The sequence below is a fragment of the Arthrobacter sp. PsM3 genome (genome assembly GCF_030433895.1).
GTDB lineage: Bacteria > Actinomycetota > Actinomycetes > Actinomycetales > Micrococcaceae > Arthrobacter.
Window position 1 is genome coordinate 113,357 of the sequence record NZ_JARUXE010000004.1, and the last position, 23,595, is coordinate 136,951.

At 67.8% G+C, this 23,595-nt stretch carries 25 protein-coding genes; 19 read left to right on the forward strand and 6 right to left on the reverse strand.

Annotation, left to right across the window (positions count from 1 at the left end):
• Window positions 1–64: 64 nt before the first annotated feature.
• Both QCD75_RS03035 and QCD75_RS03040 read left to right on the forward strand, forming a co-directional pair.
• Entirely contained in the window at window positions 65–1,000 is a 936-nt protein-coding gene (locus tag QCD75_RS03035; RefSeq protein ID WP_301225710.1) for an RluA family pseudouridine synthase, read from the forward strand.
• Window positions 1,001–1,143: 143 nt separating this feature from the next.
• Complete coding sequence (locus QCD75_RS03040) at window positions 1,144–1,767, forward strand: DedA family protein (protein WP_301225598.1); 624 nt, start codon at window positions 1,144–1,146, stop codon at window positions 1,765–1,767.
• Window positions 1,768–1,784: 17 nt separating this feature from the next.
• Here QCD75_RS03040 and QCD75_RS03045 read toward each other — a convergent pair whose 3' ends face one another.
• Complete coding sequence (locus QCD75_RS03045; protein ID WP_301225600.1) at window positions 1,785–2,090, reverse strand: hypothetical protein; 306 nt, start codon at window positions 2,088–2,090, stop codon at window positions 1,785–1,787.
• A gap of 85 nt (window positions 2,091–2,175) precedes the next feature.
• On the opposite strand from QCD75_RS03045, the gene QCD75_RS03050 reads away from it, so the two are divergent.
• From QCD75_RS03050 to QCD75_RS03100, 12 genes are all read left to right on the forward strand, one after another.
• The gene (locus QCD75_RS03050) at window positions 2,176–3,285 is read left to right on the forward strand and encodes a HoxN/HupN/NixA family nickel/cobalt transporter (protein ID WP_301225602.1); all 1,110 of its coding nucleotides are present in this window, start codon (window positions 2,176–2,178) and stop codon (window positions 3,283–3,285) included.
• Between the two features lie 124 nt (window positions 3,286–3,409).
• The gene (locus QCD75_RS03055) at window positions 3,410–3,739 is read left to right on the forward strand and encodes a hydrogenase maturation nickel metallochaperone HypA/HybF (RefSeq protein ID WP_301225604.1); all 330 of its coding nucleotides are present in this window, start codon (window positions 3,410–3,412) and stop codon (window positions 3,737–3,739) included.
• A 3-nt stretch (window positions 3,740–3,742) separates the two neighbouring features.
• Complete coding sequence (gene hypB / locus QCD75_RS03060; RefSeq protein WP_301225606.1) at window positions 3,743–4,579, forward strand: hydrogenase nickel incorporation protein HypB; 837 nt, start codon at window positions 3,743–3,745, stop codon at window positions 4,577–4,579.
• 21 nt (window positions 4,580–4,600) lie between these two features.
• On the forward strand, window positions 4,601–5,659 hold the full coding sequence (locus QCD75_RS03065) for a hydrogenase expression protein HypE (RefSeq protein WP_301225608.1): 1,059 nt from the start codon (window positions 4,601–4,603) through the stop codon (window positions 5,657–5,659).
• Between the two features lie 26 nt (window positions 5,660–5,685).
• Complete coding sequence (locus tag QCD75_RS03070) at window positions 5,686–7,479, forward strand: nickel-dependent hydrogenase large subunit (protein ID WP_301225610.1); 1,794 nt, start codon at window positions 5,686–5,688, stop codon at window positions 7,477–7,479.
• 10 nt (window positions 7,480–7,489) lie between these two features.
• Window positions 7,490–8,455, forward strand: coding sequence for a NifU family protein (locus QCD75_RS03075; RefSeq protein WP_301225612.1), 966 nt, complete (start codon window positions 7,490–7,492; stop codon window positions 8,453–8,455).
• Between the two features lies 1 nt (window position 8,456).
• Window positions 8,457–9,167: a DUF5947 family protein gene (locus QCD75_RS03080; protein ID WP_301225614.1), complete on the forward strand. Its 711-nt coding sequence runs from the start codon at window positions 8,457–8,459 to the stop codon at window positions 9,165–9,167.
• A complete protein-coding gene (locus QCD75_RS03085; RefSeq protein ID WP_301225616.1) occupies window positions 9,164–9,820 on the forward strand; it encodes a DUF6084 family protein in 657 nt (218 codons plus the stop codon). The genes QCD75_RS03080 and QCD75_RS03085 overlap by 4 nt, the downstream gene beginning before the upstream one ends.
• Complete coding sequence (locus tag QCD75_RS03090) at window positions 9,817–11,205, forward strand: hypothetical protein (protein ID WP_301225618.1); 1,389 nt, start codon at window positions 9,817–9,819, stop codon at window positions 11,203–11,205. Before QCD75_RS03085 ends, QCD75_RS03090 begins: the two co-directional genes overlap by 4 nt.
• Window positions 11,202–11,321, forward strand: a complete 120-nt coding sequence (locus tag QCD75_RS22355; RefSeq protein ID WP_441005430.1) for a DUF6893 family small protein — start codon at window positions 11,202–11,204, stop codon at window positions 11,319–11,321. The genes QCD75_RS03090 and QCD75_RS22355 overlap by 4 nt, the downstream gene beginning before the upstream one ends.
• The gene (locus QCD75_RS03095; RefSeq protein WP_301225620.1) at window positions 11,318–11,902 is read left to right on the forward strand and encodes a hydrogenase maturation protease; all 585 of its coding nucleotides are present in this window, start codon (window positions 11,318–11,320) and stop codon (window positions 11,900–11,902) included. The genes QCD75_RS22355 and QCD75_RS03095 overlap by 4 nt, the downstream gene beginning before the upstream one ends.
• Before the next feature lie 51 nt (window positions 11,903–11,953).
• Window positions 11,954–12,211 carry a HypC/HybG/HupF family hydrogenase formation chaperone gene (locus tag QCD75_RS03100; RefSeq protein ID WP_301225622.1) on the forward strand — a complete coding sequence of 86 codons (258 nt, stop codon included), beginning with the start codon at window positions 11,954–11,956 and terminating at the stop codon, window positions 12,209–12,211.
• A 37-nt stretch (window positions 12,212–12,248) separates the two neighbouring features.
• Here the strand turns inward: QCD75_RS03100 and QCD75_RS03105 are convergent, their stop codons facing one another.
• A complete protein-coding gene (locus QCD75_RS03105; RefSeq protein ID WP_301225624.1) occupies window positions 12,249–13,022 on the reverse strand; it encodes a DUF6390 family protein in 774 nt (257 codons plus the stop codon).
• Window positions 13,023–13,162: 140 nt separating this feature from the next.
• Between QCD75_RS03105 and QCD75_RS03110 the strand changes: the two genes are divergently transcribed.
• From QCD75_RS03110 to QCD75_RS03120, 3 genes are read left to right on the forward strand one after another with little or no spacing between them, the layout of a single operon-like run.
• Entirely contained in the window at window positions 13,163–14,317 is a 1,155-nt protein-coding gene (locus QCD75_RS03110) for an ABC transporter substrate-binding protein (protein WP_301225626.1), read from the forward strand.
• Window positions 14,307–15,416, forward strand: coding sequence for a FecCD family ABC transporter permease (locus QCD75_RS03115; RefSeq protein ID WP_301225628.1), 1,110 nt, complete (start codon window positions 14,307–14,309; stop codon window positions 15,414–15,416). Before QCD75_RS03110 ends, QCD75_RS03115 begins: the two co-directional genes overlap by 11 nt.
• Window positions 15,409–16,191, forward strand: a complete 783-nt coding sequence (locus QCD75_RS03120; RefSeq protein WP_301225630.1) for an ABC transporter ATP-binding protein — start codon at window positions 15,409–15,411, stop codon at window positions 16,189–16,191. The genes QCD75_RS03115 and QCD75_RS03120 overlap by 8 nt, the downstream gene beginning before the upstream one ends.
• A 13-nt stretch (window positions 16,192–16,204) precedes the next feature.
• On the opposite strand, the gene ppc is transcribed toward QCD75_RS03120, so the two are convergent.
• Together ppc and QCD75_RS03130 are read right to left on the reverse strand one after the other, a co-directional pair.
• Window positions 16,205–19,024: a phosphoenolpyruvate carboxylase gene (gene ppc / locus QCD75_RS03125; RefSeq protein WP_301225632.1), complete on the reverse strand. Its 2,820-nt coding sequence runs from the start codon at window positions 19,022–19,024 to the stop codon at window positions 16,205–16,207.
• A gap of 206 nt (window positions 19,025–19,230) precedes the next feature.
• Window positions 19,231–19,911, reverse strand: coding sequence for an NADPH-dependent F420 reductase (locus QCD75_RS03130; RefSeq protein WP_301225633.1), 681 nt, complete (start codon window positions 19,909–19,911; stop codon window positions 19,231–19,233).
• A 139-nt stretch (window positions 19,912–20,050) separates the two neighbouring features.
• On the opposite strand from QCD75_RS03130, the gene QCD75_RS03135 reads away from it, so the two are divergent.
• Both QCD75_RS03135 and QCD75_RS03140 read left to right on the forward strand, forming a co-directional pair.
• The gene (locus tag QCD75_RS03135; protein WP_301225635.1) at window positions 20,051–20,662 is read left to right on the forward strand and encodes a TetR/AcrR family transcriptional regulator; all 612 of its coding nucleotides are present in this window, start codon (window positions 20,051–20,053) and stop codon (window positions 20,660–20,662) included.
• Window positions 20,663–20,664: 2 nt separating this feature from the next.
• On the forward strand, window positions 20,665–21,516 hold the full coding sequence (locus QCD75_RS03140) for a DUF1684 domain-containing protein (RefSeq protein WP_301225637.1): 852 nt from the start codon (window positions 20,665–20,667) through the stop codon (window positions 21,514–21,516).
• An 11-nt stretch (window positions 21,517–21,527) separates the two neighbouring features.
• On the opposite strand, the gene QCD75_RS03145 is transcribed toward QCD75_RS03140, so the two are convergent.
• Together QCD75_RS03145 and QCD75_RS03150 are read right to left on the reverse strand one after the other, a co-directional pair.
• Window positions 21,528–22,754, reverse strand: coding sequence for an acyl-CoA dehydrogenase family protein (locus QCD75_RS03145; RefSeq protein WP_301225639.1), 1,227 nt, complete (start codon window positions 22,752–22,754; stop codon window positions 21,528–21,530).
• Window positions 22,751–23,581: an SDR family NAD(P)-dependent oxidoreductase gene (locus tag QCD75_RS03150; RefSeq protein ID WP_301225641.1), complete on the reverse strand. Its 831-nt coding sequence runs from the start codon at window positions 23,579–23,581 to the stop codon at window positions 22,751–22,753. Before QCD75_RS03150 ends, QCD75_RS03145 begins: the two co-directional genes overlap by 4 nt.
• Window positions 23,582–23,595: the final 14 nt, after the last annotated feature.

Below are 23,595 nucleotides of genomic sequence, written 5' to 3' on the forward strand. Positions count from 1 at the left end.
CCCGCGCGGCCGGCGGCCGGCCCGCGAACGGCGCGCTGAACCGGCAAAGTAGAATGGACCGGTGATGCAATCCCCCCTGCCCGTGCGCGACGGCGTCAACGCGACCCGTCTCCGCCTCCCGGACGAGGGCCCGTGGAACACTGCGATGGACTACATGATGGACCGCTGGGGCCATATCGACCCGCAGGGCATCGAGGACCGCTTCGACGCCGGCGAGATCGTGGGCGAGGCCGGGATCTCACTGGACCGGGCCACCCCGCTGCGGAACCACACCTTCATCTGGTACTACCGCACGCTGCCACCGGAGATCCGGATCCCGGTGGAACTGAACATCCTGCACCAGGACGAGCACCTCCTCGTCGTGGACAAACCGCACTTCCTGCCCACCACCCCCGGCGGCACCTACATCCAGGAGTCCGCGCTGGTCCGGCTCCGGAACCAGCTGGACCTGCCGGACCTCATTCCCATGCACCGGCTGGACCGCATGACCGCCGGAATCCTGCTGCTCTCGACGAATCCCGAGACCCGGGGCAAGTACCAGGTGCTGTTCGAGAAGCGCCAGGTCCAGAAGGAATACGAGTGTGTGGCCGCGGCCGAGCCCGCTCCCGGGCACCCTGCCGTCGGTTTCCCCGCGGTGGTCCGGAACCGGATGACCAAGTCCCGCAGCTACCTGCTCGCCGAGGTGATCGACGGCGAGCCCAACGCCGAGACCCGGATCGAGCGGCTGCGGACCTTTGACGGCCCCGACGGCGCCGCCCGGCGCCGAGCGCTGTACCGGCTGGAGCCGCACTCGGGCAAGACCCACCAACTCCGGGTGCATATGGCCTCGCTGGGGCTCGGGATCGTCAACGACGCCTTCTACCCGGAACTGCTGGACAAGGCGCCGGACGATTACTCGAAGCCGCTCCAACTCTTGGCACGCGGGATCCGTTTCGTGGACCCCATTTCCGGGGTTCCGGCGGAGTACCGCAGCGGGCTGGAGCTCAGCGAGGCACGCTAGGCTCCCGCGCCGACGGGGCCTCCGGGCCCGCAAGCGGCCAAGCGGTCCTAGCGCCCAGGCGCCCAGGCGCCCGTCTCGCAGCAGGGCCGCCTCGACCCCCGTCACGGAAGGGCGCCCGGCCGGAAGTGCGATACCTTGTGCCCATGGACTTCGGCAACGCTCAAAGCTGGGGGGACGCGATCTATTTCTGGATCATCCCGGTGGTCATGGGCGACGCCATTTTCCCGCCCATACCGTCCGAAATGGTCGTCATCTCAGGCGGCGCCCTGTCCGCTGTCGGGAGGGCCAACGCCTTCTTTGTGGTGCTTCTCGCCACGGCGGCGTCCTGGCTCAGCGACCTCCTGGTGTTCCAGCTCTTCAAACGACGCCTGAGCCATGCCCTGGACCGCTGGCGATGGGGCCGCACGTTCCACGAGGTCGTGCACACGGCAATCGGGAAGGCCGGCCGGTCCACCACCTACGGGGCGATCATCGGGGTCCGTTTCATCCCCGGTGGCCGCCTGGCGACGACTGCAGCGGCCGGCATCGCCAACGTCTCGACCCGCGGATTCAGCCTCTGCGCCGCACTCGGCGGCTTCCTCTGGGCCGTCTGGTCCGTCGGTCTGGGCTATGTCACCGGTGCCGCCACCGGGCTGCCGTTCTGGGCGAGCTCCCTGATCGGCGGCGCCCTCGGAATCGTGATCGGCGCTGTCGTCGGCCTCGTTGTCACGCGGCGGCGCGGCCGCTCCCCTGTTGTGGACGGTCCCGAAGAGGAACTGGACTTCTGAACCGGCCGGGCCGGAACCTAGACTGGCGCCCAGCGGCCGCGGTTGCGGCGGAGCACCATCAGGTGACCGGTCACCGCAACGCGTTCGACGGCGTCGCGCATCATCGCCGCCGATTCCAGCGCCTGGCGGTTCTCGCAGCTGTAGGAGGTGGGCTCGACGAGGAAGCGCAGGTTCAGCTGCGGAACCCCGCCGGCGAGGTCGAGCTGGTTCGCCTCTACGTGGTGCCGCGTCTCCAGCGCCTCGACAGCCGCGGCCATGACGGCCTCCGGCGGGTTGCCCGGCTTGAGCCCGGTGATCTTCAGTCTGGTCTGGAACGACGGCATAGGCTCAAGCCTAAATGCATTGCGTGCGCCGGCCGTCCCCGCAGGGTCTTGGCAGCGGGGGCCCCTGCGCCTACCCTTACGCACTATGAGCAACCTGTGGCCTGTAGCTCAGCCGGAGCGGACCAAACGCAGCCGCTGGGACCGCCGGGACAAGGTCCATCTCGCCGGCATCACCGGCTTTGTCATCCTGCTCAATACCGTTGGCTGGGGCGTGCTGATCCTGGCCGTGGTCCCCCAAAATTTCTCCCTGGGCCGCGCCGGTGTGTTTGGGGCCGGCCTCGGCGTCACCGCCTTTCTGCTCGGCGTGCGGCACGCATTCGACGCCGACCACATCGCCGTCATCGACAACACCACCCGGAAGCTGGTCGGCGAGGGAAAGGCCTCGCTGGGGGTGGGCTTCTGGTTCTCGCTGGGCCACTCGAGCGTTGTTTTCGGCGCGGCGCTGCTCCTGGCACTCGGCGTGAGGGCACTGGCCGGCACCGTACAGAACGAGGACTCGGCCCTGATCCAGGCCCTCGGTATGCTCGGCAGCGTGGTGGCTGGCATGTTTCTGATTCTGATCGGGCTGATGAACCTCGTCTCGGTCATAGGCATTGTCCGGGTGATCCGCCGGATGCGGACCGGGGACTTCAGCGAAGCCGAGCTTGAGCAGCAGCTCAATAACCGGGGCTTCCTGGCCCGGCTGCTCGGTGGATCGATCCGGCGGATTGCCAAACCCTGGCACGTCTATCCGGTCGGCCTGCTGATGGGTCTGGGATTCGACACCGCTTCCCAGATAGCCATGCTGGTGCTCGCGGCTGGTTCGGCGGCCTTCTCCCTGCCCTGGTACGCCATCCTGGTCCTGCCGGTTCTATTTGCCGCCGGAATGAGCATCTTTGACACCGCCGACGGCGTGTTCATGTCCAGGGCTTACGGGTGGGCATTCCTCCGGCCGGTCCGGAAATTGTTCTACAACCTGACCGTCACGGTTCTCTCGGTTGTTGTGGCGCTGGTGGTCGGCGTCATCGTGCTGTCCGGGTTGTTGGTGGACAAGCTCGGAATCGAGTCAGGGCCGGCAGCCGCAGTCGGGGCACTGGAGTTGGAAAACGTCGGCTACATCATCGTGGGCATCTTCGTGGTCACGTGGCTGGCTGCGCTCGCTGTCTGGAAATTCGGCCGGATCGAACAACGCTGGAGCCCACCGGGCAGCAGCTGAGGATCACCGGCGCATTGGAGCCGGAGATGGCGCGAACGACACCCGACGGTGGTGTCCTTGCATTGCCGGAGAGTGGTTGTGTTTTTTTCGGCTCGCGCCTATCTTGGCAGGAAGGAGCGCCGCCATGCACGAACTCTCCATTACCCAGAGCCTTATCGAAGCCGTCCTCGACCGAATCGGCGAGCGGAAGGTCATTGCGGTCAATGTGCAGGTGGGTCCGCTCTCCGGTGTCTTGCCGGATGCCATGCGCTTCTGCTTCGACGTCGCTTCCGCGGGCACCCCACTGGACGGCGCCCAGCTGTTGATCGACGAACCGCGCGGCCGGGCCCGGTGCAGAAACTGCCACGACGAATTCGAACTAACCGATCTGGTCCTGCTGTGTCCCTGCGGAAGCGCCGACGTCGAAGTCCTCAGCGGCCGCGAACTCCTGCTGATGTCGGTGGAGGTGGCGTAGCAAGTGTGTACAACATGCGGATGCGGCGACGAGACGAACGTCAGGGTTTCCACCCTTCAGGAACCCTCCAGTGCACCCCTGCCCGGGCATCCGCACGACCACGGTGCGGACCACGAGCACCCGCATCCGCACGACCACGACCACGACCACGTAACCATCCAGCTGGAGCAGAACCTGCTCGCGAAGAACGAGCTGCTCGCGGCAAGGAACCGGGGATGGCTGGAAGGCCGGGGAATCCGCGCGCTGAACCTGATGAGTTCCCCCGGCGCGGGGAAGACCACCCTGCTGGTCCGCACCCTCGCGGACCTCGGCGAGCGCCTGCGGGCAGGCGTCGTCGAGGGCGACCAGGAGACGTCGCTGGACGCGGACCGCATCCGTGCGGTCGGGCGGCACGTCGTCCAGATCAACACCGGAGCCGGCTGCCATTTGGACGCCGACATGCTCCGGCGCGGGCTGGACGCCCTGGATCCGGAGACGGGGTCCACGGTGTTCATCGAAAATGTGGGCAATCTGGTCTGCCCCGCCCTGTTTGACCTGGGCGAAGCTGCCAAAATAGTAGTCGTTTCCGTGACGGAAGGTGATGACAAGCCGCAGAAATACCCGCACATGTTCAAGGCAGCCGATCTGGTGATCATCAACAAGTCGGATCTGCTTCCCTACGTTGACTTCGACGTCGACGGGTTCCGGCGCAGGGCCCGTCAGCTCAATCCGCGCACCGATTTCCTGGTCCTTTCGGCCACCACCGGCGATGGCCTCGCCGACTGGTATGACTGGCTCGGCGGAACCAGTTCCCGGTCAGCCACTCTGACTGGCTCTTTGACGGACACACTGAGCCCGTAAGGGCCTGCGAAAGAGGCAACAATGCCTACTGAAACTTCTCTGAAGGCCGAAGAAACCCTTATCCATGTGCTGTGGATCAACGCAGGGCTCAGCTGCGACGGCGATTCGGTGGCCCTGACGGCAGCCACGCAGCCCAGTGTCGAGGAGATAGCCCTCGGCGCATTGCCCGGCCTGCCGCGCATTGCCATGCATTGGCCTCTGATCGACTTCGAATGCGGACCGCAGGAAGGGGCCGACGACTTCCTGGAATGGTTCCGGAAAGCGGACCGCGGTGAGCTGGAACCGTTTGTCCTGGTGGTGGAGGGGTCCATCCCCAATGAAAAGCTCCACGCCCCCGGCGGCTACTGGTGCGGGTTCGGGAACGACCTCGAGACCGGACAGCCGATCACGACCAGTGAATGGCTCGACCGTCTGGCCCCCAAGGCCACCGCCATCATCGCGGCCGGGACCTGTGCCACGTACGGCGGCATCCATGCGATGGCCGGAAACCCCACCGGCGCCATGGGCGTGCCGGATTACCTCGGCTACAACTGGAAGTCCAAGGCCGGCATCCCCATCGTGTGCGTCCCGGGGTGCCCCATCCAGCCGGATAATCTTTCCGAAACAATGACGTATTTGCTGTATCAGGCCACCGGCCAGGCTCCGATGATTCCGCTGGACGACGCACTGCGGCCCACCTGGCTATTCGGCCAGACCGTCCACGAGGGGTGTGACCGGGCCGGATACTACGAACAGGGTGACTTCGCCACCGAATACGGCTCCCCTAAGTGCATCGTGAAGCTCGGCTGCTGGGGGCCGGTGGTCAAGTGCAACGTCCCCAAGCGCGGCTGGATGAACGGCGTCGGCGGCTGCCCGAATGTCGGCGGCATCTGCATCGGCTGCACCATGCCGGGGTTCCCGGACAAGTTCATGCCCTTTATGGATGAGCCTCCCGGCGGGAAACTGTCCACCAACACCATCCGCCCGTATGGCTCGGCCATCAGGGCGCTGCGTGGAATCACCACCCACACCCTGGACCAGGAGCCCAAGTGGCGCCGGCCCGGTACTGAGCTCCTTACCGGTGCCCGGCGCACCTGGTAGCACCCACGTCCAGACAGGTGAAGAACATGACCTCAACGATTCCAATGCCTTCCGGAAGCGGAACAGGTAACAACAATCTGGTGGAGATGGCGTGGGACCCGATTACGAGGATCGTCGGCAGCCTCGGCATCTACACGAAGATCGATTTTGCCAACAACCAGGTGGTGGAGTGCAAGAGCACCTCCTCGATCTTCCGCGGCTACTCCATCTTCATGAAGGGCAAGGACCCGCGGGACGCGCACTTCATTACCAGCCGCATCTGCGGGATCTGCGGCGACAACCACGCCACGTGCTCCTGCTACGCCCAGAACATGGCCTACGGTGTGAAGCCGCCACACCTTGGCGAATGGATCGTGAACCTCGGCGAAGCCGCCGAGTACATGTTCGACCACAACATCTTCCAGGAAAACCTCGTTGGCGTGGACTACTGCGAAAAGATGGTCTCCGAAACGAACCCCGGGGTGCTGGCAAAGGCGGAGAACACCCGTGCAGCGCACGAGGGCGACCACGGCTACCGGACCATCGCTGACATCATGCGCTCGCTCAACCCGTTCACGGGGGAGTTCTACCGGGAGGCGCTGCAGGTCAGCCGGGCCACCCGCGAAATGTTCTGCCTCATGGAGGGCCGGCACGTGCACCCGTCCACGCTGTACCCCGGCGGAGTGGGAACGGTCGCCACCATCCAGCTGATGACGGACTACATCACCCGGCTCATGCGGTACGTGGAATTCATGAAGAAAGTCGTCCCCATGCATGACGACCTCTTCGACTTCTTCTACGAGGCGCTGCCGGGCTACGAACAGGTGGGACTGCGGCGCACGCTGCTGGGCTGCTGGGGCTCGCTCCAGGACCCCGACTATTGCAACTTCGAGTACAAGGACATGACCGAGTGGGGCCGGAAGATGTTCGTCACGCCGGGCGTCGTGGTGGACGGCAAACTCGTCACCACCGACCTCGTGCGGATCAACCTGGGCATCCGGATCATGCTCGGGTCCTCCTACTACGAGGACTGGGAAGACCAGGAAATGTTTGTCACCCACGATCCGCTGGGCAATCCCGTGGACCGCCGGCATCCCTGGAACCAGCACACCAATCCGCGGCCGCAAAAGCGGGACCTCGCGGAGAAATACAGCTGGGTCATGTCGCCGCGCTGGTTTGACGGCCAGGACAACCTGGCGCTGGACACCGGCGGCGGTCCGCTGGCGCGCCTCTGGGCCACGGCGCTCGCCGGGCTAGTGGACATCGGCTACATCAAGGCCACCGGCCGGAGCGTCCAGATCAACCTGCCCAAGACAGCACTGAAGGGTCCGGTGTCCTTCGAGTGGAACGTCCCGCAGTGGAGCAACACCCTGGAGCGCAACCGGGCCCGCACCTACTTCCAGGCCTACGCCGCCGCCGCCGCACTGCACTTCGCCGAGAAGGCACTCGAGGAGATCCGCGCCGGCCGCACCAAGACCTGGGAGAGCTTCGAGGTTCCGGATGAGGCCATCAGCTGCGGCTTCACGGAGGCCGTCCGGGGTGTCCTGTCCCACCACATGGTGATCCGCGACGGGAAGATCGCCAACTACCATCCGTATCCGCCAACGCCCTGGAACGCCAGCCCCACGGATTCAGCCGGGACCGCCGGCCCCTACGAGGACGCCGTCCAGGGTCAGCCGATTTTCGAGGAGAACGACCGCGAGCACTTCAAAGGCATCGACATCATGCGCACGGTCCGCAGCTTCGACCCCTGCCTGCCCTGTGGGGTGCACATGTATCTGGGTAACGGCCAGACCCTGGAGAAGCTGCACTCCCCCACCCAGACCCTGACCGGCGAATAGCAGCCCCGCCATGCCTGGCGAGGACCGGCCGCGGCAGGCCGGCGACCGGATCGAAAGTCTCCTCGACGCCCTCGGCGCAGGCGGGGCGGTGGCCCGCGGGCGCGCCGAGGAACTGCTCCGCCAGGTGACGGAACTCTACGGCTCAGGGCTGGCGAGGATCCTCGAAATCCTCGGCGACCGCGGACAATTGGACGGCGGAACGCTGGACGCGCTGACCGCGGACGAGCTCGTCTCCAGCCTCCTGGTGATCCACGGGCTGCACCCCCAGGACGTGGAAACACGGGTGAGAGCCGCGCTGGAGAGTGTCCGGCCGTACCTCGGCTCGCACGGCGGCAACGTGGAACTTCTGGACGTCAGCCCCGAGGGCGTGGTGCGGCTGCGGCTGCTCGGCACCTGCCAGGGGTGCCCGTCGTCGTCGGTCACGCTCAAGTTCGCCGTCGAAGAAGCCATCGAGACGGCGGCGCCCGAGGTCACCGCCATCGAGGTGGTCGAGGAGGACTCCCGCCCGGCAGTTCCGGCGGTGATTCCGGTGGAGGCGCTGCTGGTCCGGCTGAACCACCCTGCCGAGGCCGCGGCAGGGCACGGGCCGGGCGACACCGGCGGCTGGCAGGAGCACGCCGCCGGATCGTGGGAGCCCGTGCCGGAGATTGCCGGACTCGAGCCCGGCGAAGTTGCCGGCTTCCTGGTGGGCGGGTACCCGGTGCTCGCCTGCCGGACCGGGCAGGACGTCTATGCCTACCGCGATTATTGCCCGCGGTGCACGGCATCGATGGCCGGCGCCACCCTCCAGCGTGCCCTCGCCGCACCCGTCGGCGGCGGTCTGCTGCGCTGCCCCTCATGCCGCGGCCATTTCGACGTGCGGCAGGCCGGGATCTGCCTCGAGGACCGGAACCTGCATCTGGATCCCCTGCCTCTCCTGGTCCGGTCCGGCGTGATGTCCGTGGCCGTGCCGGTCGTTTCCGGACAGGGCGCCTGACGTGAGCCAGGGACGCAGCACCGAACCCGGCCGGGGCGCCGCCGCCCCCGGCGGGCTGCCGGTCGCCCTGCTGCGCAGGATCGCGTCCAGCCCGCCCGCGCCGCCCGCCGGCGAGCGCTGCGAGATGTGCGGGGAACCCATCCCCGGGGAACACCAGCACGTCGTCGACCTGGAGAGCCACGCCATGATGTGCACGTGCCGGCCGTGCTACCTCCTGTTCACCGACGCCACGGCCCACCTGCGCTACCGCTCGGTGCCGGACCGGTATCTGCACTTTCCCGATTTTGAACTGGGCCCGGGCCAGTGGGACGAGCTGGAAATTCCGGTGGGACTGGCATTCTTCTTCCACAGTTCCAAACTGGACCGGACCGTCGCCTTCTACCCGGGCCCCGCCGGCGCCACCGAATCCGAGCTCCCGCTGGGCGCCTGGGGCACCGTGCTGGCCCGGAACCCGGCGCTCGCCCTGGCCGCACCGGATACGGAGGCGCTGCTGATCCGCGGACCGGGCCCCGACCGGGCCCGCGCCGACTGCCATCTCGTTCCCGTGGACGCATGCTACGAACTCGTGGGGCAGCTTCGCCGCCGCTGGCGCGGGTTCGACGGCGGCCAGGAGGCCCGCGAGCAACTCGCCGCCTTCTTCGCGCGGCTGGACCGCCGCAGCCGGCCCGTGCCGGAAGACACCAGCGAGTCCCTGGCGGGAGGCTCCCCATGACCGAGCTGGCGTTCGCCGTCGTCGACATCCAGCCCGAGCCCTACGCGGCGGCACCGCAGCTGACCGCCCGGCTCAAGCTCACCGAGTCCACCGGCGCCACCATCCACGCAATCGCGCTGCGCTGCCAGGTGCGGATCCTGCCGCAGCGCCGCGGCTACGCGGACGAGGAGGAACGGGGGCTCCTGGACCTGTTCGGCGAGCGCGGCCGCTGGCCCACCACGCTCAGGTCGTTCCTCTGGCTGCAGTGCAGCGCCATGGTGCAGGGATTCACGGGCAGCACCGAGGCGGATCTGCCCCTGCCCTGCACGTTCGACTTCGACGTCGCCGCGGCCAAGTACCTGCACGCCCTCAGGGACGGCGAAATCCCGCTGGAGCTGCTGTTCTCCGGCACGGTCTTCACGAAGGGGCCGACGGGATTCGGGGTGGAGCAGGTCCCTTGGCATCTCGAAGCCTCCTACCGGCTCCCGGTGGCAGCCTGGCACCGGCTGATGGACCAGTACTTCCCCAATGCGGGCTGGATCCGGCTGGACCGGGAGGCACTGGCCGACCTGTCCCGGTACAGGTCGGCGCGCGGCCTGACGTCCTGGGAGGCCACCGTGGAGTCGCTGCTGGCGGATGCCGCGACTGGTGTGGGCGGAGAGCCGCTCCCATGAGCATGAGCCTGAGCCTGGCCAGGGCGGTCGCCGACGCGGTCCTCTACGAGGGCTACCTGCTGTACCCCTACCGCGCCTCCTCGCAGAAGAACCAGGCCCGCTGGCAGTTCGGAATCCTCGGGCCGCCCGGGGCCGCGGAGGCCGGCGCCGGCGAGGAACCGGGAATGTCCGCCGACTGCCTGCTGAGCCCGGGACCGCACGCGGATGTGGAACTGCACCTGCGCTTCCTGCAGCTGCAGACCCGCACCGTAGAGAAGGCCGACGGCGACGGCAGATTCAGCCCGGCGGCGGAACTGGCCATCGGCAAGTCGCGCTGGCTGAGCTGGGACGAGGCGGTTGAACAGGAGATCACCCTGGGGCCGTTTCCGGTGGCGCAACTGGCCCGGGCAGCGCTGCGGCTGCCGGTGGAGGTCCCGGCGGCCGAGGAAATTGAGGAACTCGCCGACGGCACCGGGCGCACGGCAGGCAGGCTGGTGCGGCGTCGCCAGGCGCTCCGGGGCGAGGTCGGCCTCAGCGCCGCCGCCGTCAGCGACGGGCCCCTCCGGTTGCGGGTTTCCGTCGCCAACACCGCGGAGGAGGCCGTTACGGAGCCGGGGAACCGGCAGGACGCGATCGCCGCGTCCTTCATCGGCGCGCACGTGCTCCTCAGCCTGCGGGACGCGGATTTCCTCTCCCTGCTGGATCCGCCGGGTTGGGCGCAGGACGCCGTTGCGGGCTGCTCGCAGCACCGCTGTTGGCCAGTCCTCGCCGGTCCGGAGGGGCAGGCGGACGTGCTGCTGGTCTCGCCGATCATTCTCTACGACCACCCCGCAGTGGCCCCGGAAAGCCCGGTGGCGCTCTATGATTCCACCGAAATTGACGAGATTCTCACCCTGCGGGTGCTGACCCTGACCGAGGAGGAAAAATCCGAGGCCCGCGCCACCGATCCCCGCGCGGCCGCGATCATCGACCATTGCGAGGCGATGTCGCCGGAGGAGCTGCAGCAGCTGCACGGGATCCTGCGCAATCCCCACGCCGCGGAATTCCCGGACTCCCGCGGAATCCTCGCCGGCACTGGAGAGGAAGCGCCCGCATGGTGGACGCCGGAATCCGAAGCCCTCGTCGAGCCGTCCACTGATGCCGTTCTGATCAATGGCGTTCCGGTGGCCCGCGGCAGCCGGGTCAGGGTGAACCCGAGCCGGCGCGCCGATGCGCAGGACCTCTTCTTCGCCGGGCAGACCGGGCGGGTCACCAGCGTGCACTTCGACGTCGATGGCAGCACCCACGTCGGCCTGGTGCTCGAAACAGACCCTGCCGCGGACCTCCATGAAGGCTACGGCCGGTCCTTCTACTACGCACCCGAAGAACTTGAACCGCTTGAGGATGGAGAGGAAAACCCGCTATGAAAACAGTAGGAATGGCCACGGTCGGCCTGCTCGTGGCGCTGGCACTGGCGGCCGCGTACACCGGGATACGGTCGGTCCCCGATATCCAGCGCTACCTGAAAATGCGGCGGATGTGACGTCATCAGTCCAGCCCGGCAAACCCTCCACCGGGACCGCGGATCGCGGACCCCGGGTCCTGGTCGCCGGCGTGGGGAACATGTTTCTGCGCGACGACGGGTTCGGCCCGGAGGTCGCCCGCCGGCTGGCCGCGACCATAGACCCGGCGGCCCCCGGCGTGCTGGCCGTGGACTACGGAATCCGCGGCATGCACCTGGCCTATGATCTGCTGGCCGGAGTGGACGTTCTGGTGCTGGTGGATACCGTGCCCCCGCGCCCGGACCCAGACCCGGGCGCAGGCCCCAACCCAAGCGCAGGCGCAGGCCCCGACTCGGGCGCGGCACCGGGGCGCATCCGGATACTGCGGGTGCGCCCCGAAGACCTCGACGGCGCCGCCTCCCTGGACCCGCACGGCATGGACCCGGCTGCCGTGCTGGGACGGCTCCGCTCGCTCGGCGGTGAACTTCCCCTGATCTACGTCGTAGGCTGCGTCCCGGCTGACTTGACCGAAGGAATAGGACTCACCGGCCCCGTGGCGGAAGCCGTACCGCGGGCGCTGGCCGCCGTCGAACAACTGATCGCGCAACATCCGCCTGTTTAGAACCAAGTCCGGATAAGAGCCGAGACCGGCGCAGAGCAAGGAGTGCACGCCATGTGCCTTGGAATTCCAGGTCAGGTCATCGAACTGCTCGAGGGCTACGGCAACCAGCTGGCTCTCGTGGACGTGGCCGGAGTGCGCCGGAAAATCAACATCGGCCTGCTGGATGAGGGGCCGCTGGAGCCGGGAACGTGGGTGCTCATCCACATGGGCTTCGCCCTGGAACGGGTGGATTCCGACGGCGCGGAACGGGCCATGGGTGGACTGGAGCTCATGGGCCAGCCCAGGGACGCCGACGGCGACGCAAGCTAGCCGTACTAGCCCGCCGCCAGGGAGCCCGCCGGCGGCCTTAGTGTTCCAGCGCGATCGCGGCGCCGCGGTGTTCGACGCCGTTGTTGGCGATCCGCAGGTGCCGCGCAGTAAAGTGCACCAGCCGCTGCAGCTGACGCGGGGACAGCCGGTCACAGACCCAGTCCCAGTGGAGCGACACCACGTCCCCCGCTGCCAGCCCGGCCACGAACCCGGAGCCGTTCACCGCGTATTTCGCCGACTCGACTACGGCCTCACCCAAGGCCAGCGAGATTCCGTCCCAAACCAGGGACCGGGACCGGACCGTCGCCTCGTCGCCGGTAATCGCCAGCACCACGCCCCACCGGATGCGGCACCGGTCGAGCACACTCAAGGCGGTGGCATGGCGGCGGTCATCGTGGAGCAAGCCCAACCAGGGGTAGATCTCGAAGACATGGAAACTGTGGTGGGGAACCCCGCCAGCCAGGACACCTTCCGCCAAGTGCGGGAACTGCCGTCCCGTGCGGGCCCGGAACCGGTCCTCCATTGAGTTGCCGATGTTGGTTATGCCGACGGAGTCCAGGAGACTGTTCCCCACCCAGTACGCCTCCACAACACGGAAATCGAGGGGATCGCGGATTCCGTTGGAGGCCGCAATCAGTTCCAGGTACGGCCAGGCGCCGGCAAAGCCTTTTGCCAGCTCACGGAGGCCTTGGTCCGTCACGCCGGACTGGCCGTAATGCAGCAGCGCATCACTATCCGGCGGACCGCAGCTGCCCCTGGAATTGGGAGGGTAGGCATAGCGGACAAATAACTGGGCACCGTCAGGAATCATGATCTGGCCACCTTCCGCGCAAGGTCCTCTGAAAGTAGCACCGGCCCCGAACCCCGACAAGAGCCCGGTACCGCGGGGCCGTTGACAGCCTTGGTCTGCGGGGCGATCCTGTGAAGAACCTACGCACAGGGGGTCAGGCCATGCGAGTCGACGATCCAAACCGCCGCACGGTGCTTCAGGCGTTGATGGCGGGAGGATCCGCAGCCCTGCTGACCGGGTGCGGAGCCTCCGGCCTTTCCCCCGCTGCCTCTCCGGCCGCCGGCGGGACTGGTTCCGCGGCAGCAGACCGCATCAGCATCATGGATCAGCGCGGCAAAACAGTCACGTTCGCCAGGCCGGTCACCAAGGTGGTGACCATACCCATGCCGGCAGCGTCGCTGCTGGTCGCCGTCGACGGCAGTGCCAAACATCTGGGCGCCATGCATAACGCCTCCTGGGTCGCCATGCGTGACGGAGTCATGGGAACAATGTTTCCGCGGACGCTCGAACTGCCTCACGACATAGCGACGCAGGACTTCACCCCCAACGTGGAGAGCGTGCGCGCCCTGAACCCCGACGTCGTGATCCAGTGGTCGGACGCCCAACTGATCGACCCGCTCGAGAACGCCGGGCTGACGGTAATCGGCCTGACCAACACCGGCAAACAGGAGGACGTGGACGCCTGGGTGACGATGTTTGCCGCCATGCTTGGCAAACCTGAGCGTGCCACCGAAATCAAGGCCCACAGCGATGAAGAACTCGACAAGATCAAGTCACTGGCGGCCGGCCGCGACTCCGGGGGACCCAGCATTCTTTACTTCAACCGGTTCACCGGCGGGCTCAAGGCCGCGGCAGCCGATACGTACAACGACTTCTATATCAAACTTGTCGGCGGCACCAACCCCGCCACCGGTCAGCACCCGTTGCCCGGCTCGGGCATGGTGGGTCTGGACGTGGAACAGGTCCTGAGCTGGGATCCGGAGGTGATCCTGCTGGGTAATTTCGACCAGGCCATGCCGCAGGACATCTATTCGAACCCGGTGTGGCAGAACATTTCCGCGGTCCGCTCGCGGCGCGTCTACAAGGTTCCGCTCGGGGGCTACCGCTGGGATCCCCCAGGTCAGGAATCGCCGCTCATGTGGCACTGGCTCACGGCCATCGCTTTTCCCCAGGACCGGTCCGCGGTGCGCGGCAAAGTTCGTGAATATTTCCAGTTCCTTTATGGCCAAGAGCCCTCGGAGGACGCGCTGGACCGGATGCTGTGGGTCACGGAGAACAGCGGCTCAGCCAATTACCAACAGTTCAATGCTGGATGAGGCCAGTGCAGCGCGGCTGAAGCGCCGTGGCCCACGGGCCGGCCGGACGGACGACCAGCCTGGGCCGGGAGTCCGCGCCCGGACATTTGCTGTTCTCGGGCCCATTTCCATCGCCGCCGTCGTGCTGACCGCGGCCGGACTGCTCGCGCTGGCGCTCGGACGCTTCGATGTGCCGGTGGGGCACGTCGTCCAGATTCTCGCGGCACAAATCGTGCCCTTCCCGCTCGAAGCCAGTGAGACGGAGCAGAACGTTGTCCTGCTCGTGCGGCTCCCCCGGATCCTGCTTGGCCTGCTGGTGGGCGGCGGGCTGGCGATCGGCGGTGCCGCTCTGCAGGCCATCTTCCGGAACCCTCTGGTCAGCCCGGAGATCATCGGAGTATCCGCCGGGGCCTCCTTCGGCGGAGCGCTGGCCCTGCTGCTCGGTCTGGGGACTTTCATGCTGGTCGCGGGTTCATTTTTCTTCGGCATGGCAGCCCTCGTGTTGCTGATCCTGATCACGTCCGGCCGCGGTGGCTCCTCAATGCTGATGATCGTGCTCGGCGGTGTCGTTACGGGTGCGTTCTTCTCAGCCTTGGTGGCGCTGGTGACCTACCTCGCGGACCCGAACACCACCCTGCCTGCCATCGTTTTCTGGCTGCTTGGCAGCGTGTCCACCGCGACGTACGCGAAGGTCGCGGTCGCGCTGGTCCCTGTGCTGGGCGGCACCGTCGTGCTCGTGTTGCTGCGCTGGCGCATTAACGTGCTCTCCCTGGGCGACGAGGATGCCGCGGCCCTGGGCGTCAAACCACGCCCCCTGCGCTGGGTGGTGCTGGTGGCGGTGGCATTGATTGTGGCCGGCGCGGTGGCAGTCAGCGGAGCGGTCAGCTGGGTGGGCCTGGTGGTGCCGCATCTGGCGCGAATGTGGGTGGGCCCGGACCACCGCGTGCTCCTGCCTGTGTCCTTCCTTCTTGGCGGCGCCTACATCATCCTGGTGGACACCGTGGCCCGCACCCTTACCGCCGGGGAGATTCCGCTGGGCGTCCTCACGGCCCTTATCGGTGCCCCCGTTTTCTTCCTGCTGCTGCGCCGGAACCGTGACAGGATCTGGGAAAGTGCTTGAACTGGACGGTGTGGGATTCGGCTACGCCCGGCAGGACTGGGTCTTCCGGGACGTCAGCTTCCGGGTGCTGCCAGGCACGGCCACCGCGGTGCTGGGTCCGAACGGCAGCGGCAAGACCACGCTGGTCCGCTGCGCTGCCGGACTTCTGGCGCCGGCGGCGGGCACGGTCCACCGGGCCGACGGTGCCGGGTACGTGCCGCAGGCCCGCGGCAGCGCGTTTGGGTACACGGCCCTGGACATGGTCCTGATGGGGCGGGCCCGGCAGGTCGGGGTCTTCCGCACGCCAGGCGCCAAGGACCGGGCCGCAGCCCTGGACGCGATGGACAAGGTAGGGGTTCCCGGGCTGCGCGACCGGCGTTTTCCTACCCTCAGCGGCGGCGAACAGCAACTCGTCCTGATAGCCCGGGCCATCGCCGCAGGCTGTCCTGTCCTCGTGCTTGACGAGCCTGCCACCGGGCTCGATTTAAAGAACCAGGTGCGGGTCCTGTCGCTCCTGCGCGAGTTAATGGCGGACGGCATGGCCCTGCTCCTGAGCACGCACCACCCGGACCACGCCTTGTACCTGGCCGACAGGGCTGTCCTCCTGGGCCGGAGCGGAACCCTGACCGGACCGGCGGAAGAGCTGCTCACGGACACGTCACTCACAGCGCTCTACGGCGTTCCGGTGAGGACCCTGCCGTATTACGACGGCGGCACAGCGCGCCGGACCATCGTGGTCCCTTACGGGGAGGGGGCGGGCCCAGCGCCGCGGCACCGGGACCGCAGCGAAAGGTGAACGGGCGCCGGATTTAGCCGGTGTTGCGCAGGCCCGCCGCCACGCCGTTGACCGTGATGAGCATGGCACGCTGGAGGCGTTCGTCGATCTCGGCGTTGGGCATGCTCTCCCCGGCCGCGGCCTCGGAGCGGATCCGGCGCAGCAGTTCCACCTGGAGGTAGCTGATCGGGTCGAGGTACTGGTCCCGGATCTCCAGGGAGCGCTTCAAGGTGGGCTGTGCGTCGAGCAGCAGGTCCTCGCCGGTCAGGTGCTGGACCTCGGCGACGGTCAGCTCGTATTCGGCCCTGATGGCACGGAACAGATGGTGCAGTTCCTCCGGGACCAGTGTGGAGACGTAATAGCCGGCGATGTCCATGTCCGTCTTCGCCAGCGTCATTTCCACATTGGAGAGCACGGAGCGGAAGAAGTGCCAGCCGTCCATCATCTCCACCAGCTGGGCCGAGTGGCCGGCTTCGCGGGCAGCTTTGAGCCCGGAGCCGACACCGAACCAGCCCGGGACGATCTGCCGCGACTGCGTCCAGCCGAACACCCACGGGATCGCCCGCAGGCCCTCGAGCCCCGCGCCGGAATCGGGCCTCTTCGACGGCCGGGAGCCGATATTGAGGGACCCCAGCTGTTCCACCGGGGTGGAGGCCATGAAGTAGGCCGGCAGGTCCGGATCATCGATCAGGGTCCGGTACCGGGCGAAGGCGGCGTCGGAAATGGTCTCCATGACGTGGCCGTAGCGTTCACGCTGGTCCTCCGAGGTGCGCGGGGTGCGGTGCAGCGCGGAACCCTGCATGACCGCCGCGAGCGAGAGTTCGAGGTTCTCGCGGGCGAGCTCGGGCAGCGAGTACTTGTCCGAAATGACCTCGCCCTGTTCGGTGAACTTGATCTCGCCCTCCAGCACCCCGTTGGGCTGGGCCATGATGGCGTCATAGGTCGGGCCGCCGCCGCGCCCCACAGAGCCGCCGCGGCCGTGGAACAGGCGTACCCGCACCCCGTGTTTGGCCGCGATGTCCCGGAGTTTGCGCTGGGTCTTGTGGATTTCCCACTGGCTGGTCATGACGCCGGATTCCTTGTTGGAGTCCGAGTAGCCGAGCATGATTTCCTGCACGTCCCCGCGCAGCCGGACCAGCTCGCGGTAGGAGGAGTCGGAGAGCAGCTGGTCCACGATTTCGGCCGAGGCCCGCAGCTCCTCCACGGTTTCCAGCAGCGGCGCGAAACCGATCCTGGCGCAGGGGGCCTCGCCGAACAGGTTGACCAGCCCCGCCTCGCGGGCCAGCACCGCCGCGGCCAGGACATCGTCCGCGCCGCGGGTCATCGAAATAATGTACGTCTCGATGACGTCCGGGCCGTACGTTCGCAGGGCCCGCCGGATCTCGCGGAAAACGTCATAGGTGCCGTCGGCGACGCCGTCGAGCTTGATCGGGTGGCCGGACAGCGGGCGGCGCGAGGCGAGCTCCGACCCCAGCACCTCGAGCCGCTCGGAACGGTTGAGTTCCGCATACCGGAGGCCGGGGCCGCCTAGGCGGTCCATCAGCTGCCCGACGGCGTCATGGTGGTGGTCGGCGTGTTCCCGGATGTCGAGGGTGGCCAGGTGCAGGCCAAAGGAGGCGATGGCGCGGCGGACCCGGGCCAGGGAACCGTCGGCGGCGAGCGCGGCATGGTGGTTGCGCAGCGACCGCTCCAGCAGGCCCAGCTCCTCGATCAGCTCCGCGGTGGACGTGTAGTCGCGGCCCGGCTCGTGCGCCGATCCGGCCGAGACCCGCCGCGCGGTGTTCAGCAGCTTGGCCTTAATGCAGGTGAGCTTGAGCCGGTAGGGCTCCTGGGCGTTCAGTTCCAGGACCCGGCGGTCCAGGCCCGGCAGGTTCCTGAGGTCGACGTCGATCGAGTCCAGCAGCTCCTGGTCCGCCCCGGCGAGCGCCGTCGAGTTGGACAGGATGGAGATCAGCCCGTCGATCAGGCCGATGCTGATCCGGACGGCGTGCTGGTTCTGGATCTGCAGGATTTCGCGGGTGACGGCCGCGGTGACATTGGGGTTGCCGTCCCGGTCCCCGCCGATCCAGGAGCCGAAGCGGATGGGGGCCTTCTCCGCGGGGAGGCTGACGCCGTGCTCGGCGAGCAGTTCCGAGAGGTCCGAGAGCATCTCCGGCATGGCGTCGCCCAGGATGCCGGTGAGGTAGTAGATCGCGTTCCGGGCCTCGTCCACCGGGGTGGGCCGGACCTGGCGGAGTTCATCCGTCTGCCACATCTGGTCGATCACCTCGGCGAGCTGGCGGTCCTGGCGGCGGCGTGCGGAGGTGCCCTCCGCCGTGCTCTGGGCCAGGATGTCGGAGAGCCGGCGGACCTTGTCCAGCACGGAGCGGCGGGAGGCCTCCGTGGGGTGCGCGGTGAAGATGGGTCGGACGTCGAGTTCATTGACGACCTCCTGCAGCACCGAGGGCCCGGCCTGGGCGGCGATGTCGGTGACGGCCTTGGCCAGCCAGCCGTCTTTTTCCTGCCGGGTGCGCAGCCCGCGGACCCGGTGCACTTGCTCGGCGGCGTTGGCCAGGTGGAAGTAGAAGGCGAAGGCGCGAACCAGGTCAGTCGCCTGCTCCAGGGGCAGGGAGCCGAGCAGTTCGCGGACCTGGGCGACGACGTCGTGCGAGCTCCACGGTCCGGTGGCATCCGCACCGCCGCGGGCGGCCTCCTTGGATTCCTTGGTCAGCAGGCGCACTTGCTCCACCAGGTCCAGGAGTTCGGGCCCGTGCTGGCGGACCAGGGATTCGCCGAGGAGGGTGGACACCCGGCGGACATCGGCGCGCAGTTCGGAGGCGAGATCGGTGCCGGGATTCGTTGCAGTGTCAGCCATGGAAACTATCTCTCGAGGGGGACTTGGCTCGTACACTGCGCTGGATACTGTGAGCCGGGTTACTTTCTTCCTACAGGATGCTACCCGGCGGCCGGGCAGCAGGGGAATCCGTCTCAGATAGTGTCCGGGCCCTTGACGTGGGGCTCCGGGGGTGACGCCGCGGGCAAACGGATCCCGCCGCTGGGTGGAGTTGGGTGGTGAAGGCCTTACCGGGCGATTTTGAAGTTGAACGCCCCGGTGCCCAGCGCACCCCAGATCCGCAGCCAGATCGGCATGATCATTTCGGCGCCGCGCGCTGTGGTGATGTCGCCCAGATCGATGATGTCCCGGTGACCGAGGCCCGTGAGCAGGCCGGTCACGGTTTCCTTGGCGGCCGCGTCGTTTCCGGAAACGAACACCGAATGGTCTCCCCCGGCGACACTCAGCGGATCCGCCATCACGCTGGCGGTCATCGTATTGAGGGTCTTGACCACGCGGGATTCCGGGAAGGTCCGCTGGATCTGCTCCCCGAGGCTGTCGGTGTTCACCGGGTCCAACGACGGAGGGAACCCGTGGGAGAAGTCCAGCGGGTTGGCGATGTCCACCAGCACCTTGCCGGCCAGGTTGCCCGCTCCCGCTGCGGTGAGCGCTTCGAGTGAGCCAGCGCCGTTGGTGGCGTTGACGATGATGTCCGCACCGGCAGCGGCGTCCGCGAAAGTGGCGACGCCGATCCGGCTGTGCGCCGCGTGCCACGCGGCGAAGGGTGGACCGCCCATCGCCCCGGGCTCGGTCCGGGCCAGCGTCACCCTGGGATCGCGCGTTCCGATCACCACCTCATGCCCCAGCTCCGACAGCGCCCCGGCGATCGTGGGGCCAACGGTCCCGGTTCCCATTACTGCAATCCTCATGGTGTCCTCACTTCTCAACGGGCGGGGTAGACAGGTTCGTCTACATGTGGCCCCGACGCTATCAGACAGACCTGTCTACGGCAAGGAGGGGACGCGTCACCGGCGGACATAGACAGACTTGTCTGTGTACCATAGAGCCATGACGCCGCCAGCAGCCACAGTGACCCCGGCCGCCCGCCCGCCCGCCGGGCAGGCCAGGGAGAAAATTCTCGCCACGGCCTTCCGGCTTTTCTACGCCCAGGGACTCAGGGCCGCCGGCATCGATACGATCATCGCCGAATCCGGCGTCGCGAAGGCCACGTTCTACAAGTATTTTCCGGCCAAGGACGACCTGATCCTGGCATACCTGGCGAAAGTCGACGGCGTCTGGTCCGGGCAGCTCCACGCCGCGGCGGAAGCCGCCGGCCCTGACCCCGCGGCCCAGCTCGTGGGGTTGTTCGATGCCCTGGCCAGTGCCTGCCGCCGCGACGGCTACCGCGGCTGCGCCTTCATCAACGCCGCGGCCGAGTCCGCTTCCGGAACCCGTATCCACGAACGGACGGTGGCGCACAAGGACCACATCAGGGCCTGGATCCGCGGCCTGGCCGCCCAGGCCGGTGTCCCGGACCCGGACCAGCTCGCCCGCAGCCTGACCCTCGTGCTCGACGGCGGCCTGGCCAGCGGCGTGCTCGACGCCGACCCGGCGGCGGCCACCGCCGCGCGGACCACGGCAGCACAACTGGTCTCCGCAAGCCTCGGGAGGAACCCGTGACCATGCCCCAAACTGATCCTGAGGCCCAGCTCGCCCGCTGGCATCGCTTCCGGACGAGCCGCAACGCGGCCCTGGCCAGCGAGTACGGCTGGCTGACCCTGACTTCCTTCCAGTGGCTGGACGGCCGGCCGGCCGCGGTCGAGCTCTCCCCCGGACTCTGGTCCACGGACGGCACGACGGCGTTCCTCACGGCCGCAGCTTCCGACGGACTGACCCTCGTGGAGACCGGCGAGTCCGTGGACGGCACCGTCAGCGCGGCGCTGGCCAACGAGGAGTCGCTGCTGTGGGTCCGGTATGGCGGCACGGACGGCCGGCAGGTCGTCGTGGAACTCGCCATGCGCGCCAACAAGTACGCCGTCCGCACCCGCGATTCGAAGTCGCCGGTGTTCACCGAGTTCGACGGCGTCCCCACCTTCGACTACCGGCCGGACCTCGTGGTCGAGGCCAGCTTCCACCCGTACCCGGAGCCCGTCGGCGTGCCGATCGGCACCGCCAACCCCCTGGTCGACGGGGTCCACCGGTCCGTCGGCGAGCTCGTGTTCCGGCTCCCCGGCAAGGACCACGACTTCCACCTGCAGGCCGAGGAGGAACAGCTCGGCGCGCTGACCGTCACATTCCATGACGAGACCAACGGAGCAGCCCCGCCGGAACTGGCAACAGCCGAGTGGCGCAAGGTCTCCACCGCCCGGCCCCGCGTCGATGCGGAGGGAAACCGGACGGTCATCCTGGATTTCAACCGGGCCATCAATTACCCCAGCGCCTTCACCCCGTACGGCACCTGCCCCATGCCGGTGAAGAACAACAGCCTGGACTACCGGATCGAGGCCGGGGAGAAAGAGCCGGCTCTGTTTTAGACGATCGCGTTCTAGACGATCGCGGACACCCCGGTCACGGCCCGGCCCACAATCAGCGTGTTGATCTCGAACGAGCCCTCATAGGTGTAGATCGCCTCGGCGTCGGCGAAGATCTTTGCCATCCGGTAGTCGGTGACGATCCCGTTGCCGCCGAGCAGGGACCGGCCCATCGCCACGGTTTCACGCATCCGGGCGCTCACGTAGGACTTCGCCAGCGCCACCTGCGGCATGTCCGCGGCACCGTGCTCCTGCAGCTGCGCGATCCGCACCATCATCCCCATGCTGGCCACGGCGTTGCCGAGCATCGTCACCAGCTGCTGCTGGACCAGCTGGAATTTCGCCAGCGGACGGCCGAACTGCTGGCGTTCGACCGCATACTGCCGGGCGACGTCGAAGGCGGCCAGCTGCTGGCCAACACCCTGCCAGGCCACCATGATCCGCGAGCCGCGCAGGAGCTCGTTGGTGTCCTCGAAGCTGTTGATCCCGGCGAAGCGGTCCGACTCGGCCACCTGCACGTCCGTGAAGACAATGTCCGCGTTCTGCACGGTGCGCAGCGCGATCTTGTTCTCGATCCGGCTCCGGCTCACACCCGGAAGGGCCGCGTCGACGATGAAGCCGCGGATGCCGCCGCCGGCCTCGTCCCGGGCCCAGACAAGCAAGTAGTCGCAGAACGTCCCGTTGCCGATCCAGCGCTTGGCGCCGTTGAGCACCCAGGTGTCCCCGCCGTCGGGCGCCCCGCCGGAAACGCGCCGGGCGACGGTCTCCATCCCGCCGGCCACGTCGGAGCCATGCTCCGGTTCCGTCAGCGCGAACGCGCCGGTGGTCCGGAGGTTCGCGGCGTCATCGAGCAGGCGCGCCTTCTGTTCCTCGGAACCGAAGCCGTAGAGCGATTCGACAAAGAGGTCGTGGTGGACCAGGAAGAAGGTTGCCAGCGAGGTGTCCACCCGGGTCATCTCGGCGATGACCAGCCCGGCGAACAGGTGGCTGTAGCCGCGCTGGGCCGGCGCGCTGAGTTCAAGGGCCGCCAGTTTGGGCAGGATGTGTGCGGGGAACTCGGCCTTGTTCCACCATTCGCCGGCGAAGGGTGCCACCTCGCGGGCCAGGAACTCCCGGAGTTCGGCAAGTTTTGCCTGTTCCGCGGCGTTGAGCATCGACTCGAAGTCGAAGAAATCCGCGGTCGGCAGCCCCGCGACGGAGTCGGCAGGGGCGAAGGACGCGGCGAGCCCGGTGGGCGTCATTTCGGCCCCATCCGGATGGCGCCGTCGAGGCGGATGGTCTCGCCGTTGAGCATGGCGTTCTCCACGATGTGCGCGGCGAGGTTGGCGTACTCGGCGGGGCGGCCCAGCCGGGACGGATGCGGCACCTGGTGCCCGAGGGAATCCTGCGCTTCCTGCGGCAGCCCGGCCATCATGGGTGTCTCGAAGATGCCCGGCGCGATGGTGACCACCCGGATCAGCGACCGGGCGAGCTCGCGCGCAATCGGCAGGGTCATCGCGTGCACCGCGCCCTTGGAGGCGGCATAGGCCGGCTGGCCGATCTGGCCGTCAAAGGCGGCCACGGAGGCGGTGTTGATGATCACGCCGCGCTCCGGCCCGCCCAGCTCGGTCACGGCCGGCTCGGTCGCCGCCATCGCGGCCGCGGCGAGGCGGATGACGTTGAAGGTGCCCACGAGGTTGATCTGGATGACACGGCTGAAGTTCTCCAGCGGCAGCACGCCGTCGCGGCCCAGGACCTTGCCGGGGGTGGCGATCCCGGCACAATTGACCACGATCCGCAGCGGGCCGAGGGCAACGGCGGCGTCGACGGCAGCCTGCACCTCCGCCTCGCTGGTGACGTCGGCGGCGGCGAAGACCGCCGTGTTGGCCGGCTCCGCCGGGTGTCCGGCGCCGGGCGCCCCGGCCCGGACCCGGCCAGCGTTCAGCTCGGCGGCCAAGGCCTCGCCGGCGGAGCCCGGCAGGTCCACCAGGACCACGGAGGCTCCGGCGTCGACCAGGCGGCGCGCCGTGGCAGCACCCAACCCCGAGGCCCCGCCCGTGATCAGCGCAACTGTACCTTTGATGTCCATGCATCCTCCTTGAT

Coding starts and splice junctions, on each gene's coding strand:
- QCD75_RS03050 (WP_301225602.1), top strand. CDS start 2,176: ATGAGCAACCTGTGGCCTGTAGCTCAGCCGGAGCGGACCAAACGCAGC.
- QCD75_RS03135 (WP_301225635.1), top strand. CDS start 20,051: ATGACGCCGCCAGCAGCCACAGTGACCCCGGCCGCCCGCCCGCCCGCC.
- QCD75_RS03115 (WP_301225628.1), top strand. CDS start 14,307: ATGCTGGATGAGGCCAGTGCAGCGCGGCTGAAGCGCCGTGGCCCACGG.
- QCD75_RS03065 (WP_301225608.1), top strand. CDS start 4,601: ATGCCTACTGAAACTTCTCTGAAGGCCGAAGAAACCCTTATCCATGTG.
- QCD75_RS03130 (WP_301225633.1), bottom strand. CDS start 19,911: ATGAGGATTGCAGTAATGGGAACCGGGACCGTTGGCCCCACGATCGCC.
- QCD75_RS03070 (WP_301225610.1), top strand. CDS start 5,686: ATGACCTCAACGATTCCAATGCCTTCCGGAAGCGGAACAGGTAACAAC.
- QCD75_RS03105 (WP_301225624.1), bottom strand. CDS start 13,022: ATGATTCCTGACGGTGCCCAGTTATTTGTCCGCTATGCCTACCCTCCC.
- QCD75_RS03040 (WP_301225598.1), top strand. CDS start 1,144: ATGGACTTCGGCAACGCTCAAAGCTGGGGGGACGCGATCTATTTCTGG.
- QCD75_RS03100 (WP_301225622.1), top strand. CDS start 11,954: ATGTGCCTTGGAATTCCAGGTCAGGTCATCGAACTGCTCGAGGGCTAC.
- QCD75_RS03035 (WP_301225710.1), top strand. CDS start 65: ATGCAATCCCCCCTGCCCGTGCGCGACGGCGTCAACGCGACCCGTCTC.
- QCD75_RS03140 (WP_301225637.1), top strand. CDS start 20,665: ATGCCCCAAACTGATCCTGAGGCCCAGCTCGCCCGCTGGCATCGCTTC.
- QCD75_RS03045 (WP_301225600.1), bottom strand. CDS start 2,090: ATGCCGTCGTTCCAGACCAGACTGAAGATCACCGGGCTCAAGCCGGGC.
- QCD75_RS03145 (WP_301225639.1), bottom strand. CDS start 22,754: ATGACGCCCACCGGGCTCGCCGCGTCCTTCGCCCCTGCCGACTCCGTC.
- QCD75_RS03055 (WP_301225604.1), top strand. CDS start 3,410: ATGCACGAACTCTCCATTACCCAGAGCCTTATCGAAGCCGTCCTCGAC.
- QCD75_RS03075 (WP_301225612.1), top strand. CDS start 7,490: ATGCCTGGCGAGGACCGGCCGCGGCAGGCCGGCGACCGGATCGAAAGT.
- ppc (WP_301225632.1), bottom strand. CDS start 19,024: ATGGCTGACACTGCAACGAATCCCGGCACCGATCTCGCCTCCGAACTG.
- QCD75_RS03110 (WP_301225626.1), top strand. CDS start 13,163: ATGCGAGTCGACGATCCAAACCGCCGCACGGTGCTTCAGGCGTTGATG.
- QCD75_RS03090 (WP_301225618.1), top strand. CDS start 9,817: ATGAGCATGAGCCTGAGCCTGGCCAGGGCGGTCGCCGACGCGGTCCTC.
- QCD75_RS03085 (WP_301225616.1), top strand. CDS start 9,164: ATGACCGAGCTGGCGTTCGCCGTCGTCGACATCCAGCCCGAGCCCTAC.
- QCD75_RS22355 (WP_441005430.1), top strand. CDS start 11,202: ATGAAAACAGTAGGAATGGCCACGGTCGGCCTGCTCGTGGCGCTGGCA.
- QCD75_RS03150 (WP_301225641.1), bottom strand. CDS start 23,581: ATGGACATCAAAGGTACAGTTGCGCTGATCACGGGCGGGGCCTCGGGG.